The 15,832-nt window shown below is 44.1% G+C and carries 15 protein-coding genes; 5 read left to right on the top strand and 10 right to left on the bottom strand.

Going from position 1 to position 15,832, the window contains the following annotated elements; genetic code table 11:
- The first annotated feature begins 130 nt into the window (after positions 1–130).
- A complete protein-coding gene (locus tag CGZ90_RS13700) occupies positions 131–619 on the top strand; it encodes a hypothetical protein (protein ID WP_094253061.1) in 489 nt (162 codons plus the stop codon).
- A gap of 53 nt (positions 620–672) precedes the next feature.
- Here CGZ90_RS13700 and CGZ90_RS13695 read toward each other — a convergent pair whose 3' ends face one another.
- The 10 genes from CGZ90_RS13695 to CGZ90_RS13650 all read right to left on the bottom strand — a co-directional run bounded on the left by CGZ90_RS13695 (position 673) and on the right by CGZ90_RS13650 (position 10,074).
- Positions 673–1,491 carry a carbohydrate ABC transporter permease gene (locus CGZ90_RS13695; RefSeq protein ID WP_094253060.1) on the bottom strand — a complete coding sequence of 273 codons (819 nt, stop codon included), beginning with the start codon at positions 1,489–1,491 and terminating at the stop codon, positions 673–675.
- Complete coding sequence (locus CGZ90_RS13690; protein WP_094253059.1) at positions 1,491–2,354, bottom strand: carbohydrate ABC transporter permease; 864 nt, start codon at positions 2,352–2,354, stop codon at positions 1,491–1,493. Before CGZ90_RS13690 ends, CGZ90_RS13695 begins: the two co-directional genes overlap by 1 nt.
- A gap of 50 nt (positions 2,355–2,404) precedes the next feature.
- Positions 2,405–3,646, bottom strand: a complete 1,242-nt coding sequence (locus CGZ90_RS13685; RefSeq protein ID WP_094253058.1) for an ABC transporter substrate-binding protein — start codon at positions 3,644–3,646, stop codon at positions 2,405–2,407.
- 273 nt (positions 3,647–3,919) lie between these two features.
- On the bottom strand, positions 3,920–4,930 hold the full coding sequence (locus tag CGZ90_RS13680; RefSeq protein WP_094253057.1) for an AAA family ATPase: 1,011 nt from the start codon (positions 4,928–4,930) through the stop codon (positions 3,920–3,922).
- Between the two features lie 15 nt (positions 4,931–4,945).
- Positions 4,946–5,560 carry a nicotinamide riboside transporter PnuC gene (gene pnuC, locus CGZ90_RS13675; RefSeq protein ID WP_094253056.1) on the bottom strand — a complete coding sequence of 205 codons (615 nt, stop codon included), beginning with the start codon at positions 5,558–5,560 and terminating at the stop codon, positions 4,946–4,948.
- A 197-nt stretch (positions 5,561–5,757) separates the two neighbouring features.
- Positions 5,758–6,810, bottom strand: coding sequence for an OmpL47-type beta-barrel domain-containing protein (locus CGZ90_RS13670; protein ID WP_094253055.1), 1,053 nt, complete (start codon positions 6,808–6,810; stop codon positions 5,758–5,760).
- Positions 6,811–6,939: 129 nt separating this feature from the next.
- Positions 6,940–7,338 carry a hypothetical protein gene (locus CGZ90_RS13665; RefSeq protein ID WP_094253054.1) on the bottom strand — a complete coding sequence of 133 codons (399 nt, stop codon included), beginning with the start codon at positions 7,336–7,338 and terminating at the stop codon, positions 6,940–6,942.
- Positions 7,339–7,610: 272 nt separating this feature from the next.
- On the bottom strand, positions 7,611–8,741 hold the full coding sequence (locus CGZ90_RS13660; RefSeq protein ID WP_094253053.1) for a hypothetical protein: 1,131 nt from the start codon (positions 8,739–8,741) through the stop codon (positions 7,611–7,613).
- Positions 8,742–8,857: 116 nt separating this feature from the next.
- Positions 8,858–9,667, bottom strand: a complete 810-nt coding sequence (locus tag CGZ90_RS13655; RefSeq protein WP_094253052.1) for a PIN domain-containing protein — start codon at positions 9,665–9,667, stop codon at positions 8,858–8,860.
- Between the two features lie 23 nt (positions 9,668–9,690).
- Positions 9,691–10,074, bottom strand: coding sequence for a hypothetical protein (locus CGZ90_RS13650; RefSeq protein ID WP_205727400.1), 384 nt, complete (start codon positions 10,072–10,074; stop codon positions 9,691–9,693).
- A 237-nt stretch (positions 10,075–10,311) separates the two neighbouring features.
- On the opposite strand from CGZ90_RS13650, the gene CGZ90_RS13645 reads away from it, so the two are divergent.
- The 4 genes from CGZ90_RS13645 to CGZ90_RS13630 are packed head-to-tail and all read left to right on the top strand — an operon-like array spanning position 10,312 to position 15,832.
- Positions 10,312–11,064, top strand: coding sequence for a CBS domain-containing protein (locus CGZ90_RS13645; RefSeq protein ID WP_094253050.1), 753 nt, complete (start codon positions 10,312–10,314; stop codon positions 11,062–11,064).
- A complete protein-coding gene (locus CGZ90_RS13640) occupies positions 11,057–12,952 on the top strand; it encodes a toprim domain-containing protein (protein WP_094253049.1) in 1,896 nt (631 codons plus the stop codon). Before CGZ90_RS13645 ends, CGZ90_RS13640 begins: the two co-directional genes overlap by 8 nt.
- Positions 12,949–13,542: a hypothetical protein gene (locus tag CGZ90_RS13635; RefSeq protein WP_133063593.1), complete on the top strand. Its 594-nt coding sequence runs from the start codon at positions 12,949–12,951 to the stop codon at positions 13,540–13,542. Before CGZ90_RS13640 ends, CGZ90_RS13635 begins: the two co-directional genes overlap by 4 nt.
- A 1-nt stretch (position 13,543) precedes the next feature.
- On the top strand, positions 13,544–15,832 hold the full coding sequence (locus CGZ90_RS13630) for a toll/interleukin-1 receptor domain-containing protein (RefSeq protein ID WP_094253047.1): 2,289 nt from the start codon (positions 13,544–13,546) through the stop codon (positions 15,830–15,832).

Raw genomic sequence — 15,832 nt, 5'->3', positions numbered from 1 at the left:
TCCTTTAATAACTTATTTCTCTGTTATCCTAACATGCTTTAATGAGGTTTTCCTTGATGTGAACTTTTTAAACACTGTGGCAGGTGACAGGCACCGCCGGAATATACATAAAAAGAAAGGGAGGAGATGTATGAAGAGGGTTATTTTTGCCATGATTACTGCGGTTATGATGATTTTTGCTGCTGGCTGCAGCGAGGATCCTGTGGCGGAAGATATACTGGCGTATGTGAACGATACGATGCCTCCGCTTGGTGACCAGGAAGCAGAAGTACTCGCTCTTTATGAAAGCGTTACTGGAGCTAACTACACAGACGATCAAACCATGTACGTTACCTTGACGGAAGAAGTAATCCCAAAATACAGCGAGTTTATAACGGAACTTGAAAAAGTGGAGCTTGAAACGGAGGAGCTGCAAAAACTTCATGAAGATTATATCGAGGCCGTCCAGCTTCAGCACAGCGGTATGATGCTGGCGGTAACCGCACTTGAAGAGCAAAGCTTTGAAAAGATGGATGAAGCGAACCAAAAGCTGAATGAAGGCCGTGAGAAGATCAGAGCTTATCAACAAGCATTAAAAAAACTCGCTAAGGAGCATGATGTGACGCTGGAAAAGAAATAGCATGAAAATATGGTGGGGTACGGTACCAATGGTACCGTACCCCATCATATTTTTTATTTTATTGCCCCTTTCGTCACGCCTGAAATCACCCACTTCTGTGCGAAGAGATACACGATGACAATCGGTGTCAGCGCCATGAGATAGGAGGCGAACGCCAAGTTATAGTCTGTCGAGAACTGCCCTTGGAATACATACTGTACAAGCGGCAGGGTGGCTATGTCTTGGTCAGATAGAATGATGAGCGGAAGCATAAAGTCATTCCATGCCCACAGCACGGTCAAAATACCAACTGTCGCGTTAATCGGCATAAGCAGCGGGAAGATCACTTTCCAGAACACGCCCCACGTGCTTGCTCCGTCCATGATCGCAGCCTCTTCTAGTTCCTTTGGGATAGAACGGATGTAGCCGACATAGACGAAGATGTTAAACGAAAGCCCGTAAACAATGTACAGAAAGATTAGCCCGTACAAGTTCGTCAGCCCAAGAGCGGTCATCTCCTTCACAATCGGAAGCATGATAATCGGAAACGGGATAAACATCGCGCTGACAAAATAGTAATACAGGAATTTATAAAACTTTTTGTGCATGTTTCGAGCGATGGCATACGCAACGAGTGAGTTTGTCAGCAGTGTGAAAATCACGGTAAACACTGTAATGACAGCACTGTTAGAGAAGGCATTCCAAAAATTCGTCATTTCCATAGCGTTTGTAAAGTTTTCAAAATGCCATTTATCAGGCAGAGCGAGCAGCGATTCCGCCAGTTGTTGCGGATCCTTTACCGCGATCATGACCGCCATATACAACGGAAAAAGCACGAGTACGGAACCTGCAATAAGAAGAAGTGTAAGCAGCCAGTTCGTTTTCTTTTTCATTACAAATCAACCTCCCGTCGCTGCAAGAAACGGATTTGAACAACAGAAATGGCTACAATAATTACGAAATAAACCACCGCATTGGCAGATTGATAGGCAAACTCTCCGCCCTCAAAGCCGCCTTTATAAATGAGGAACGAAATCGATTCAGTCGACTGTCCCGGTCCGCCGCCAGTCATGGCCACAATCTGGTCGAACACCATGAGGAAGCCTTTCATCGCGAGCACCATATTGATCGTAAAGAATGGGGCGATCAGCGGGAAAGTCACATGCCAGAACGTCTTCCATTTCCCTGCTCCATCCAGGCTCGACGCCTCATACAGCTCGCTTGGAATGGTCTGAAGTCCAGCCAGATAAAGGATTGTATTGAAAGCAACCGCCTGCCAAACGGCTACGATAACAATACCGACCCAAGCGAGATCTGGATTTCCGAGAATGTTGGTGGCAAGGCTGTTGATACCGAACTTCTCCGCCATCTCAGGCAAAAAATTCGCGAAAATATAGTTAAAAATGAACGCGACAATCAAACCACTCAGAATGTTCGGCAGGAAATACACCGCACGCAGCGTGTTTTTAAACCGAATGTTGGCGTTCAAACCAAGCGCGATCAGCATACTGAACAAATTCACAAGCAGCGTCGAAATAATCGCAAACTTGAAGGTGAACAGATAGGAATCTACCACCCGGTCATCCTTAAAAACGTTGATATAATTTTTCAACCCGACAAAATCAAAATCACCGTAGCCTTTCCAGTTGGTGAAGCTATAGAATATCCCCTGCAAGGTCGGAAACGTGTGAAAAGCAAAGAACAGCAGCAGTGCAGGAACCGTCATTAAAATGTACGCTGAACCCCGTTTCTTCATCTTACCCCTCCTTCATGAAAATTGGGCATCACGAGATGCCCAATCATTACTTACTTCCGCTCCTCAACCTTATCCCACTCTTTGTCCATCTTTTTCAGGAACTCTTCTTTATTCGTCTTTTTTCCAATCAGGAATTCCTGAAGGATGTTCGCCGCATTCATCCCTTGCGGATAATAGTGATCTGGAAAGCTTGTGATTGTACCTTTTTCAAAGTTCTCTTTAATTCCTTCAAGCTTCGGATCCTCCTGGTACACATCTTTTATCGCAGAGAAAGCAGACTGCTCGTCGACATATGTTTGCACGTTTTCTTTTTCAAGCAGGAATTGGATGAACTTTTCCGCTTCCTTTTGATGGTCGCTTTCTTCATCAATCGCTAACATTACATCCACACCAGAGACCAGTTTGTTTTCCTCAGGATTGTTCGTGACCGGCATCGGGAAGATTCCTAAGTTGATATCAGGATTCGCTTTCACGATTTCTGGAATCGCCCATACCCCTTGCAGGTACATGACGCTTTTACCTTGCGCAAACGCAGTATTTCCATCGTTATATGTTTTGCCGAAGTTATCTTTATGACCATATTTTAAAAGGGTTTGGAACTTATCTGCTGCTTCATCATAGTTCTTAGTGAAGGATGCCTTGCCTTTAGAACGTTTTTCCGCAAAATCCTCACCCTGAAGCGCTGCTCCTAAAGAGTTCCACGACACCATGCCTGTCCAGGCATCCTTTAACGTGAAATAAAACCCTGTTTCGCCATGTGCCTTAGCTTCTTCTGCAATCGCAATAAACTCATCCCATGTTTTCGGCACCTCGACGCCAAGCTCTTTAAACTTGTCTTTGTTATAAATGACCGCATTCGCGTTAGCTGCATAAGGAACGCCATAAACACCGTTCTTCTCTACTCCCACAAGCTTAGCTGTCATATCTAGGTAAGAAGGCTGAACGTCCTTGATGAGATCAGAGCCTTTCACGTCTTTTAGTACACCGGCGCGCGCCAACTCACCATACAAAGAATCTCCCCCAATCGCCATAACATCGGGAATATCATTTTTTGTAAGACGCGTCTTCATTACCGTACCAGCATCCGGCGGCTGAACAAGCTTCACATCAATCTTAGGGTTTTTCTTTTCAAACTCGCTGATCAGCTTCTGATACGTTTTGTTGTTCTCACCCTTCGTCGAAAAGAACTCAAGCTCAGTCTTTCCACTGTCCCCGCCGCTGCAGGCTGCCAAAGAAGCCGCCGTAAGCGAAGCTAGAATTGCTCCAGAAAACACCTTCATTTTCTTGTTCATTTGTAAAATCCTCCCCTTATTGTTTTAGGTAAACGTTTACTCAACACGCAGTAGGCTAGTCATCAAAACTGTTCAATGATGCTCACATTCAATGTAAACGTTTACGTAATCCGATAAAAAGAATAAACGTTTACTAGAATTAAAATACCGATTTAAGCGGTTACATTTCTAAATATTCTCTCATTTTGTATTTAAAATGTAAATAGGTTAATAGTTTCTTGATTTCAAAATAGAGCTTTGGGGTCCGGTACAAAGGTACCGGACCCCAAAGCTCTATCCGCTATTTATTTTCCTGCAACGCTCCCTCACAAGCGCAGCACATCTCTCCACTCGCTCTTCCCCCACTCCGCCTACCTCTACATATGAATATCGAAACTCATCCAGCGTGTTCTTAAACAGCTCATACATCTCATCACGCCTGTCACGGTATGTCCGCTGAGCTTCTTCTTCCCAAGGAATATCCGGCTTTAGCAGCAGTACCAGATCATATCGTGAAGCATCCAGATACTCATGAGCGTTCACCTTCGTTGCTTCTTCCTCACTGAGCATCGTCCCTGCATAAATGTGAGTCTCCACCGCAGACGTGTCACTGAACGTCACTTTATTCGCGTTTCGCCACGCGTAATCTTCCTGATTATAATGCCGTTCGCAAAACACGTTCATATGATGAGCATTCAGGTTCTCCATGTCGTTGTCCATCTCGTCCTCGATATACTCACGTGCATACTCAGGCGTCCAGTTCGTCTCGAAAACCCGCGCCAACTCTCTCGCCATCGTCGTTTTCCCGCACGATTCCGGACCCGTAATCAACACCCGTTTCGTAAAATAAGGCTTCACAACATCCGGAATATAGCTCCAATTTTCAAACGGCTTGCTGCGCACTGCCGTTCCTGATACTGGCACCGTCTCACGCGCCTTATCCACGATCCATGGCTCCGCACCGCCCGCTTCTTCCGCAAGCCTCACGACATAATCCTCTGAACCGAACACTCGGTGAATACGCTCAGGATGATATTTTTTTACCACACCGCGCCATATACGCCAGAACTCATGATCATTCTCATCCTGCGGCTCCTGCGGCAGCTCCTCATCACACCAGATCACACGTGCATGCGGATATTCGTGCTTCATCCAGGCATACCGAAGAGCGCCCGGTATCGGTTCAGACGCGATCGAACACACCAAAATCGTCAGCATGTCACAATTCGCACTTGCAACATCCAGCATATGCTTATGCCCGTTATGAAGCGGCATAAATTTCCCAAGTACAAATCCTCGAATCATATCCTGCTCCCCATTCTAAGCTGCTTCCGTCCTGCCAGCACTTTCTTCTTTCATTACCTTACGCCAAGCCAAATATCCATAAACCGCATTAGCAAGGAAAAAGATATACAGAACTGCTGTAATCGTGAGTCCGCGAGAAAAATACAGCGGCACCGCGACTAGGTCAACCGCGATCCACAGAAACCATGTCTGAATTACCTTTTTAGATAAAAACCACTGTGCCAGGATGCTGGCTACTAGAATAAAAGAGTCCACAAACGGAAGCGCCGCATCGCTGCCGAACACAGCTGCTGAATATTCATGATACAGCCAGCCTGTGACAGGCGTTACCAACGCCAGAACAAGAATCGTTACCACTATTTCTTTCACTGTCATGCCGCGTGTCTTACGTACATCCTTCACATTCTTAGGTCCTGTCAGCCACACATACCATCCGTAAATGCTGAGAACAAGAAAAATAATCTGCAGTGTTACATCAGGAAAAAGCTGCACCTGATAAAACATAACCATGAACAGAATGACGTTAATAATACCGATCGGATAGCTCCAGATGTTCTCCCGCGCTGCCAAGAACACGCACGCGAGCCCGGTAACCGCTGCCCATAATTCAATGTTTGTTAACAAATCCATACCATCCAAACCCCTTCAATAAAAAGTATCATCCCTATTCTCCATGCAATTCCTTCCATTAACAACCTACTCTTATACTATCTTTTCATAATCTGGGGTACGGTACCGATGGTACCGTACCCCCTAAATCCCATCAAAAATACAAAAGAAAGACGCACCGAAAACGGTCCGCCTTTCTTTTAATCTCTCATTAGTCTTTATTCGAGCACTCTCCATTTGCCAAGCAAGAACAGATCAAGGAATTGCTGAGAATTCAATGTCTGTGTGATAGGTCCAAGCAGCCGGCCGTCTGAAGTCTTCACATAAACATTTTCCACACGGAATCCTTCACTGTCCGTTCCAACATAATGCGCATCTTCCACATTGCCCGCATTATCAACACTTCTATACTCCAGCTTCTGCTTTGTACCAACAGTAAACTGCCCAGTATATGCCTTCCAATCGCCGCCGTCCACTCGATATTCAGTATTCGCCACACCCGTAATGTCGTCCGTCGCAGCAAGGTTTACATGGAAATTATTCTTGACCATCTTTAACGTTGCGTACGTTTCTGGAGCTGTATTATCTAAGCTGTAGCGAATTTGCGCTACGGCGAATCCACCGCCATTTGTGTGATTACGGATCGTGACTCGATCAAATGTGCCTTCTGATGCTTTTGCACCAAAAACCTTCAAATTAGCCGGCCAGCCTGATGTGATCGTTTGTGTCAAGGAACCAACGAGCTCTTCACCCGAATAATAATCGACCGTATACGTATGCGTTCCGTATGAATTCGTCGCCATTTCAAAACCAAAGGAAGTGGCTGGTTTTGAAAGCGTCCATGTCATTTGATCGGTATAATCGGAAAAAAGAACATCAGGATTTCTTGATTCCACATCCGGTCCCCAGTCAGCCCACCAGCCGTTTGTCACATTCAGTTTTTGCATTTGACTACTGAAGGTAACGGTTAATTTATCATCTGCAATAGATGGATATTTAGAGTACAGCCATAATGATGATAGATCAAATTTTGTTGTGTTAGCCGTATACTCAGGTGTTGGGGCTGTAATAGGCACTATGTTTCCTGAGGCTTGAAGGTTTGCCGCTTGTAATGCCTTTGAAGTTACCGCCGCTGGCTGTTCTTGCTGTAATCCCGAGCCCACTGAAGAACCTGTTGAATATTGTACATCTTCTGACGCTAACGCTGCAGTTGGAACGAGCAGCAAGCCTGTAACCAGCCCTGTAAACAATAGCTTTTTAACCTTCACCATACCAACTCCTTTTATATTAAATACAAATTCATCTTATTCAGACGTTCTATTTGTCATTCCTTTATTTCTTTAAAACGAACGCCATGCCACAAAAAACTGCTGAACATAACGTGTTCAGCAGTTAACGGTTTATTGTTCTTTTTGCTGGGCTTGCAATTCTTTTTTCTGAACAACAATCGAGGCAACAAGAGCAGCGACTGCAAGCATCGCCATGTAAAAACCCGTATGAACGGAGTAATCATGGTATTTTCCATCAAGACTGATTATATTGAGCATAAGAAGAACAGAGACAGCGATACTCGCCATGCTCACCTTGTGATTGTACTGTTTTAAATATCCATAATACATATTCGCGAGACCTAAAATTGGAAGCACCAGAAACAGTTTATAAAACAATGAGTCGCTATAGCGCGTCATAATCTCACTTGGCGGAAAATATGTAAACCCGCCTGCATAGATCCAATTTGAAAAAAAACTCCAAACCATAAATACTCCCGCAATCATTTGCAGCCAATTTTTATTATTCATGAGCCCTCCTAAGAAGTTAGTCCTACAGACATACATATTGAAAGGGCTCAGAAATATTCGTTTAATTATTATGCAAAAGCGATGATTAACAGCGGTGCAAACGTCATAATCGGTTCTCATCCAAACACCTGCGAGTGAAAAGCACATCCTTAACAAGCTGAGAAGTCTGTCGTACGGGGCCTGTGGTTCGCGGGCATGATGTGGTGGCGAAATAATTAAACCAGGTTTTGGGGGTACGGTACCAATGGTACCGTACCCCCAAAAACCTGGTTTTAGCTTTCCCCATTTCTTTTTAGGGAACGTACAGTCCGGTCAATAAATGCTTGTCCGGTCACTAATTCCTTTGACACGTTTTTCACTTTTTCCTTATGTTCCTCCGGCAGTGCATCAAGCTGGCCAGCTGAAGCTTCCTTATATGCAGCTTGCACTTCATTCTCCGTATAAGACAAGTTGTTTTCCAATATCCCACCTGGTGCTGTCCTTACATATCCATCTACATGTACAAGATCCTTTACCTCAGGAGTTTTTTTATCTGGCCCGTCATATGAAAGGTTATTTGTGAGATCTCCATCTGGCATCGTTCTAACATGAGCTTTGACATGCTGAATGTCGCCGTCTGCTCCTGTTCTTACATAATCATCTACATGCACCATTTTATCAGTTGGGACAGGTACCGTACTTGGTCCTTTATACGAGAGATTATTTGTAAGTACACCATCTGGTGCTGTCCTTACATGTGATTGCACCTTCTGCAAGACCGGGTCACCCGTATGTTTCACATATGTATCCCCTGTAGCGTTGCCTCCATGTGCTGTTGCATGCCCTTCCGCAACTGTTGCCTCTGGCATGAAGAAATCTCCACCTATATGCATTTTTAAAAATGGAAGAATAAAAGAAATGATGATAAGCGGAACACTGCCCATGATGCCAAGAGCTGCGTAGCTCGAATAGCCATGATCATATAGCCAAATCAAGATAAATTTTAAAGCAAAGAAAGCGAGACAAGCCATAATAAACGGTTCAAGTGTGCTTGAAGGACCGTATCCATAATAAAGTTCATACATCCTTATAATTAAAAATCCAGCGGCTCCATACACCGCTAAACCTGCAAGAAACGGACGCCAGTTTTTAATAACATAACCAATCCGCATGATAAAGAGAATGATCATAACGATTAGAATAACGGGTGCCAGCGGCGGGAAAATCAATGAAATTGCCCCAAGTATTATCATGTAAAACAGCATCGTTTTTAATAGCCGAAATGACGTGAATAGAAAAAACACACCAAGCCCAATCGCCGCAATCGTCGGATGGATGTAACCTAAGAAAATAACAAGCGGGAACAAAACGAGCGCCATTTTATGATGTCCTGAAGCCTTCTGTTCCTGTATCCAATCGTGCATCTTTCTCGCTCCTTTAATAATATGTACTGAAGGAATTATCGTCAGAAATGCTATGAAATTAATAATCGGTATAAAAAAAGGAGGAGTTGCTTAGAGCGTCTCCTCCTCGTAATCTATTATTCAAAAACAGACATACCCGCATTTCGGGCTATGATACGCGCACCTTTGTCATTAGACAAAAACATCATTTTCAACTGTCCGCCTGCTCGTTTTTTATAAGATCCAATAATCTTTGCATCTGGAGTACTGTCCAACCCCGAATTCTTTAACGTTTTATAATCAGGAACCTCAAGCAAGTGCACCTTTTGCTGCTTCTGATACTCCTCAATCACGTCAAAAGCAAGCTGAGCCTGCTTCCTGGTAACAGGGTTATCACTTTTCTTTAACCCGTCCAGTTCGGAGATCACCTGCATACTGACATTCAATTCAAACTGGTGATGATAAAGCAAATCTACCATCAAGTCGGGTTCGTGCATGAGAAGGTTTGTATCCACCCCAAATCCATAACCTTCTGACCGGTGATTCAGAATTCTTTCCATCTTCTTTTTAACTTCTTGTTTTCGGTTTAATTTTAACACTCGTAAGCGTGCACTTTTTGCGCTTATTCCTGCGTCAAATAACATGATTAGCAACAATGCCATAACAAAGTTTGTTTCCATCTCTTTAGAACGGATGATTAAGAGTATAACAGGTAGTGCGAGAACAAAAATAATTCCCTTAACTAGCTGACGATTATATACTTGTCCCAATCCAAAACCAGCAGCAGAAAGCAATACCGCTCTCCAACCGAGGGGTTGTGACTTAAATATCTTTGGATGGACACTCCATAAATAATAAAAGGACCCAAAATGCAAAATAATAATTAAGGCTGCCTGCAAAAACTTACTTATGTCAGCAAACATAGATGCTGCTATCATAAACCCCATTTTCTCGTGCCCCTCTTTCTCTCTTAAAAATGATGATTATTCGTGTCTGGATTAGCAATTCCCATTCCATGGTCGATGCCGTGATAGCTTTCATCAACAACTATATCCACTCCCGGATTGATGTACGGATCATGCATGTGATTCATTTGATCAAACTGGTCATCGTGAAAGCTGTGATCATCAGCTGTGAAATCCATATGATGAACAGCTGATGCAGCACCTCCGCTTCCTGCTAACAATAGTGCTCCCTTGCCTAATGATCCCATTTGAGAAGCGACAGCAGCCTGCTCCGCTCTCGACTGCAAGCTATTCCCCGCTTTTAACACTCTCTTCATTTGATAGGATTGAATCGGTTTTTTTAATATGAACCCTGCTGCAATAATGACGAAGATAAGAGTACCACTCAACCAGATCCCAACTTTCTATTATTTTCTATTTTTATCGGTAATTTTACCTATTTTGTTTAATAGAAAATAAAAAACAGAAAGAACGGGGTCCGGTACCAATGGTACCGGACCCCAACTAGTATAATTACTCCGCTTCATGACTTTTCTACTAAACAATGCAGGAATTTCCACATACTTTTTAGTATAATATTTTCATAAACTCCATTTTCTCTCAATAATTTGTATAGAGGTGGCTTAATGAATAATACTAATATTTCTCCTAATGACCTAGCAGAGCGTTTTGAAGTGGCGTTTAACCAGATTCATCACATATTGAAGCGCCTTAATCCTGATGAATACAATGATGCGTTTGTGAAGCTGCTTTCTGACTCGAGCCGCAAGCACCGTGCGATTCAGCGGGTGTATTATGATCTGAGGCAATTCGCTAAGCTGCGGAACGCGCTCGTGCACGAGAAGCTTAGAAAACATACATATATCGCAACACCAAGCATAGAAGCTGTTCTTCAGATAGAAAACATCGCACACGTACTCGATAAACCTCCGTCAGTAACCCAGATCGCTACCGCGGCTGTCGTTACAATCGGGATGGACACGCCTATCGAAAAAGTCATTCAAATTATGAACGAAAGCTCGTATAATCAGTTTCCTGTATACGAGAGCAACACCTTTCAATTCCTTTTGACTGAAAGCGGACTGACCTCCTGGATGGGGGCATCTATTTTAAATGAAAATATCAGTCTCGCAGGAAAAAAAGCACGTGATATCCAGCCGTTTGAGTCCGAGCATAATGTCGTATTCGTCAACCGCAGCATGGATATTTTTGAGCTGGAGGATATATACGAAGAATGCTTCCAAAACAAGCAGAAGCTTGAGGCTGCTATCGTTACGAATCACGGCTCACCTCTTGAAAAGCCGCTCGGCATCATCACACCTTGGGATTTAATAGAAATTGACCTACTACATCATGGAGAACAGATCGCACATGCCTAAATTGAAAATCGAACGATTCGCTTCTAGTATTTACCTGATCCTTTTGGCAGCAGCTGCTGTCCTTACTTTTTATTTCTCATATTTTAATAAGCCATTATTTTTTATCATTTCAGGCTTAACCATCGTGATGGCGTTTTTTCATTCTAAGCTCTACCGTCATGCGGTTCAGGTCTATACGTTTTCGCTCGCTATTATGTCTGGCTTATACGGATTTCTTACAGCGCCTTATTTGGACTATCCGTTTCCGAATGCCCTGTATTCTACGGTCAGGCTGTTTGTTTTTGACACAGACCAAGTGTTCACGAAGGAAGCCACGAAGTTCATTGACTACCCTCCTTCTATCGAACTGGCCAGATGGTGTGCAGTCATTTATGTATCCGCCACGATCTCGCAATTGCTCATGAAAGCATTTGGCCATTCCTTTCAGCTTCAGAAGATGAGATGGTTTGGGAGTCATGTTGTCATCTTAGGTTTGAACGACAAGAGTGCAACACTTGCAAAGAACTTGCTTGTAAATCAGCGAAAAGTTCTCATCGTTTCAGAGGAAAACGAACGTATGCCGGATGAAGAAGAACTCGTTAAATCGGGAGCTGTCATTCTCCGTATGAAGCTGTTGAGTGAGTCAGCGTTTAAAAAGTCTGCCATACATAAAAGCAAATACATCATCGCCTTCCATGATCAGGATGGCTACAACCTCGACTTGGTAAAAGCAATCGATGAATATGTAAAAAAGACAGAGTCACATGGGGAAAGAAAGATTCCTGTATACATCCAGCAAAACCATACGATTACCCAACATTTGTATGACAAAATTAAAGTGTCAGCGCTTGAGATTCATGCCGTTTCACTCCAAAGTCTCGTTGCGCGTCAGCTGTTGAACGAACACCCAGTCTACGAACACTATGAATCTGAGGCCAGAGATTACAACGGAAAACCATTTCATCTTCTTTTAATAGGATTCGGACACACAGGACAGCAAATTGCTATTGAAGCTATTCAGCGTTCCCATTTTTTTCGTCAGCAAAAGCTGCATCTTACCGTCATCGATCAGCAGGCAGAACGGCTGGAGCGAGAGTGGCGCGATGCATTTCCACGATTGGATGACGCTGCAATGCTTCATTTTATCCAGCATGATATTAAATCAGCAAACATCATACATCAAATCCGGGAGGCAGTCCCGCAGATTACGCACATCTACATCTCTCTCGACAATGACGAAGAAGATGTCCTGCAGGCTCTCCGATTGCATCAGCAATTTAAGAATCTGCCGATTTATATAAAGATCCAGCGAGATGGCCACTTTACCGACTGGCTGCACAACACATCTGAATTTTCACATCTAAAACGCTTTGGTTCATGGGAAAACGTGCTGACTGAAGAGATTGTCATACGTGAAAATTTGGATGAGTTGGCGAAAAGCGTTCATGAGGCTTACGAAGATAAAGCAGCAAAAGAAACCCTTGATTATCAAAAAACACCTTGGGAAAAGCTTTCCTTCTTTCAAAAGAATTCAAACCGTGCGCAGGTCGATCACCTTGATACGAAGCTATTCCTGCTTGGCTTAGAACGTGCTCAAGAAGACGATGAACCAATGTCTCAAGAAGATTTTGACAAGTTCCTTACACAGCAAAAGCTAAATAATGTTGCACGTGCAGAACATCTGCGCTGGAACGCTTTTCACTATATGAACGGCTGGGACACGCTCCCGCTTGAAGACGTTACGAATAAAATTCATAAAGACAACAGCCGTAAGCTTCATGCATGCCTCGTCACATGGGATGAGCTTGTGCCGGTAAGCAGCCGAAGAGGCATCGATTTTCAGGAAAGCGACCGCAATCCTGTGAGACAGGTTTTTGAACTGACGGCTATTAAGAAAGCAGAACAATGATGACTTATACGATCGGCATCACCGGACACCGTGACATCCATCCGGGCGTGTATGAAGAAATCCGCGGGCTAGTAAGCACATGGCTCGATGAACAGATCAATGCAAAAGGAGCTGACCTTAAACTTCTATCTCCACTGGCGGCTGGCGCCGACCAGCTCGTGGCAGAGCTTGCTCTCGAAAAAGGAATAGAGCTATATGTGCCTCTTCCTTTCCCGGTTGAACGTTACGAAAAGGATTTCAGCCATGAAGAACGGAATGACTTTTACCGCTTGCTAGAAAAAGCAGCCTGCACGATCGAACTGCCAACACAGCCTGATGATCCCTCATCATATCTTGCAGCAGGCACGTATGTGGCACAAAATGCACACGTCCTGCTCGCATTATGGGATGGAAAAAAGAAACCCGAACTCACAGGCGGAACCTCGCATATCGTCCGGTGCCGAATGAATGGTTTTCCTGATGAAACACCAGGCAGAAAAAACAGGGACGTGTATTGGATCCGTACGGCTCGTACTACAGGCTTCATAGAGTCACCTAAACTTCAGCATATAACATCATACAGCGACATTCCCGACAGAAAGGAAGGATAAAGTGGAAGAACCGTTAAAGATTTTTTTAAGCCATGCCACTAAAGATGAAGAAACAATGCGAGAGATCGCCGCAATGCTTGAATCCAAGGGCTATCTTTGCTGGTATGCCCAAGACCGCCAGGCAATCCCAATCGGTGAGAAATATTACGTAGAGATCGTTGAGGGCATTGATCAGGTCGATATCGTCCTGTTGCTGCACTCCAAGCATGTACAGGACTCCAAATGGGTCGATAAAGAAATAGAGTATTCATACAACAAAAACAAGCTGATCCTCCCGTTGATGATCGATGATGCCCCTCTCGCCAGACAGCTTGAACTCATTGTCAGCACGATGCAGATGCTCTTTCTCCACTCGTTTCCTTCATTAGAGACAGCAGTTGATGAGCTTCATGAACGGATGGAAGATTACCGGATCGCAAGTCAAGACGGCGTCCATACCACAGGCTGGCTGAACCGTATACATAAGAAAACTGCACATACGAACACGGTCTTGCTCGGCTCTCTCACTGCTTTTCAGCTGCTTCCGAAAAGGCTTGAACAGCTTACAAAGACATACATTACTGTACCAGAATATCACTCACTGTCAGGCGCATTGAATGAAGAACGCGCACTGATCCTGCACAACGAACAGCGTACAGGAAAATATACAACAGGATTAGCCCTGCTGCAGGAAACAGGAGTCAAGCACGTGGTTGAGATTTTGCCGACTGCTACCCTGGCTGATCTCGTTAAGAACTCGCTCAAGCATCATACCGGCTATATTATCAAGAACATCGATCCAGGCTTTTTCGAGCGGATGACACCTGCTGTTTGGGAGGAACTGAAAAGCAAGCTGGAGCAGACTGAAAGCTATCTCGTCCTCACCACTTCGCTCGGTGCTGCACCTCCTTGGATTGGATTACATCAAGTCAGCATTCCTGATTCATATCTTGTACTTGAACGCCATATACAAGAATATAACGGAGACTCTACAACAGATATTCCAGAACAAGTGCTTTCTTATATAAAAGACCGCCTGCCGCATGAAATTGCAGAAATCACTAAGCACCTTCTCCCTGTATTTAACGGAGAGAAAACGTTCGCTGATGTACAGCACGTTTTTGAATCAAAGGTTCAGGAACGAGTTTCTGCCTGGTTTAAGGAAAACGGAACTTCACTTGACCTTGTGGCTCAATATCTATCACTAGCCGTACTGACTGAAACGACAGAGCGTTTTTACATAACAGCCGTTAACTCACTTAAAAAGACACTCGAAGCAAGCTGGCCGGCTGAAAAAATGACACTTATGAATGATCGTGAAAGGCTTCAGCTCCTAAACGCCGAACGATTTACAGTCATGACAAACACCGACTTAAGCTACATCCAAGAGGACGCGGTCCGCTTGCAGCGTCCTGAGGAAAGCAAAGTTATCCTGCTCACCTTCTGGGATATGTTCCGGTCTGTCCGGCCACAGCTTTTACAATGGCTTGAAAACATCATGCTTTTAACAAAAAACAAGGAAAAAGAATCTGCTGAATTAGCAGTAGCTGAACTCGCAAACCGCGACATGCTGCTCGTCAGGCAGGAGCTGCTGCAGAAATGGGCTAAGCATGAAGACTTCGCGCTTCGATTGAGCACAGTAAAAATTTTAGTTCTGCTAGCCGATCAGCACAGCCGCTTGAGAGAAGTGAGCTACCTGCTGAACAGCTGGACCTCGCAAAACAATAACACGCGTCTGCAATGGACAGGTGCTGCTGCTCTCGGAACAGAGCTCGGATTTTATTTATATCCTCGCAGTCTTTCCATGCTGAAGCACGTGTACATGAATAATCAAAAGCCACTGGAGCATGCGGTAAGGCAAAGTTTTACAAGTCTCTATCAATTAGGAACAGTCAGCCGGGAATATGATGAGGCGTTCTTTTCTTTCTTTAATGACTGGCTAGACGAAGAAAAGTGGGGATCGCCTGACACGAAAGCACTCGTCCACTTCTTCTTTTCGATTGTGAGCCAAAGGGGTTCCGCATTTACGCCATTTAACGCGCAGGAAGTTTGCAGGATGCTCTACTCTTTTGCTGAAGAAGCTCTATTATCGAGCATGACAAAAAAACTAGTCCTGCATTTAATAGAAGATAACATTGAAAAACATCCTGAAAAATTTGCGTTATTAGTATATAAGCTCAGGCACCACCAGCACTCAGCCATCCAGGAGCGCACCGTTAATTGGCTGAAAAGTGGCATGCAGTCACAGCGAGAAGCATCAATATATATGGCTTTTTACAAAGAAATCAAAGAATATGCTGGGAGGAATTAA

The sequence above is a fragment of the Fictibacillus aquaticus genome, from assembly GCF_002245695.1.
GTDB classification, from domain to species: domain Bacteria; phylum Bacillota; class Bacilli; order Bacillales; family Fictibacillaceae; genus Fictibacillus; species Fictibacillus aquaticus.
Note: the sequence above shows the minus strand (reverse complement) of the source record. Positions and strands in the feature narration are given on the sequence as shown.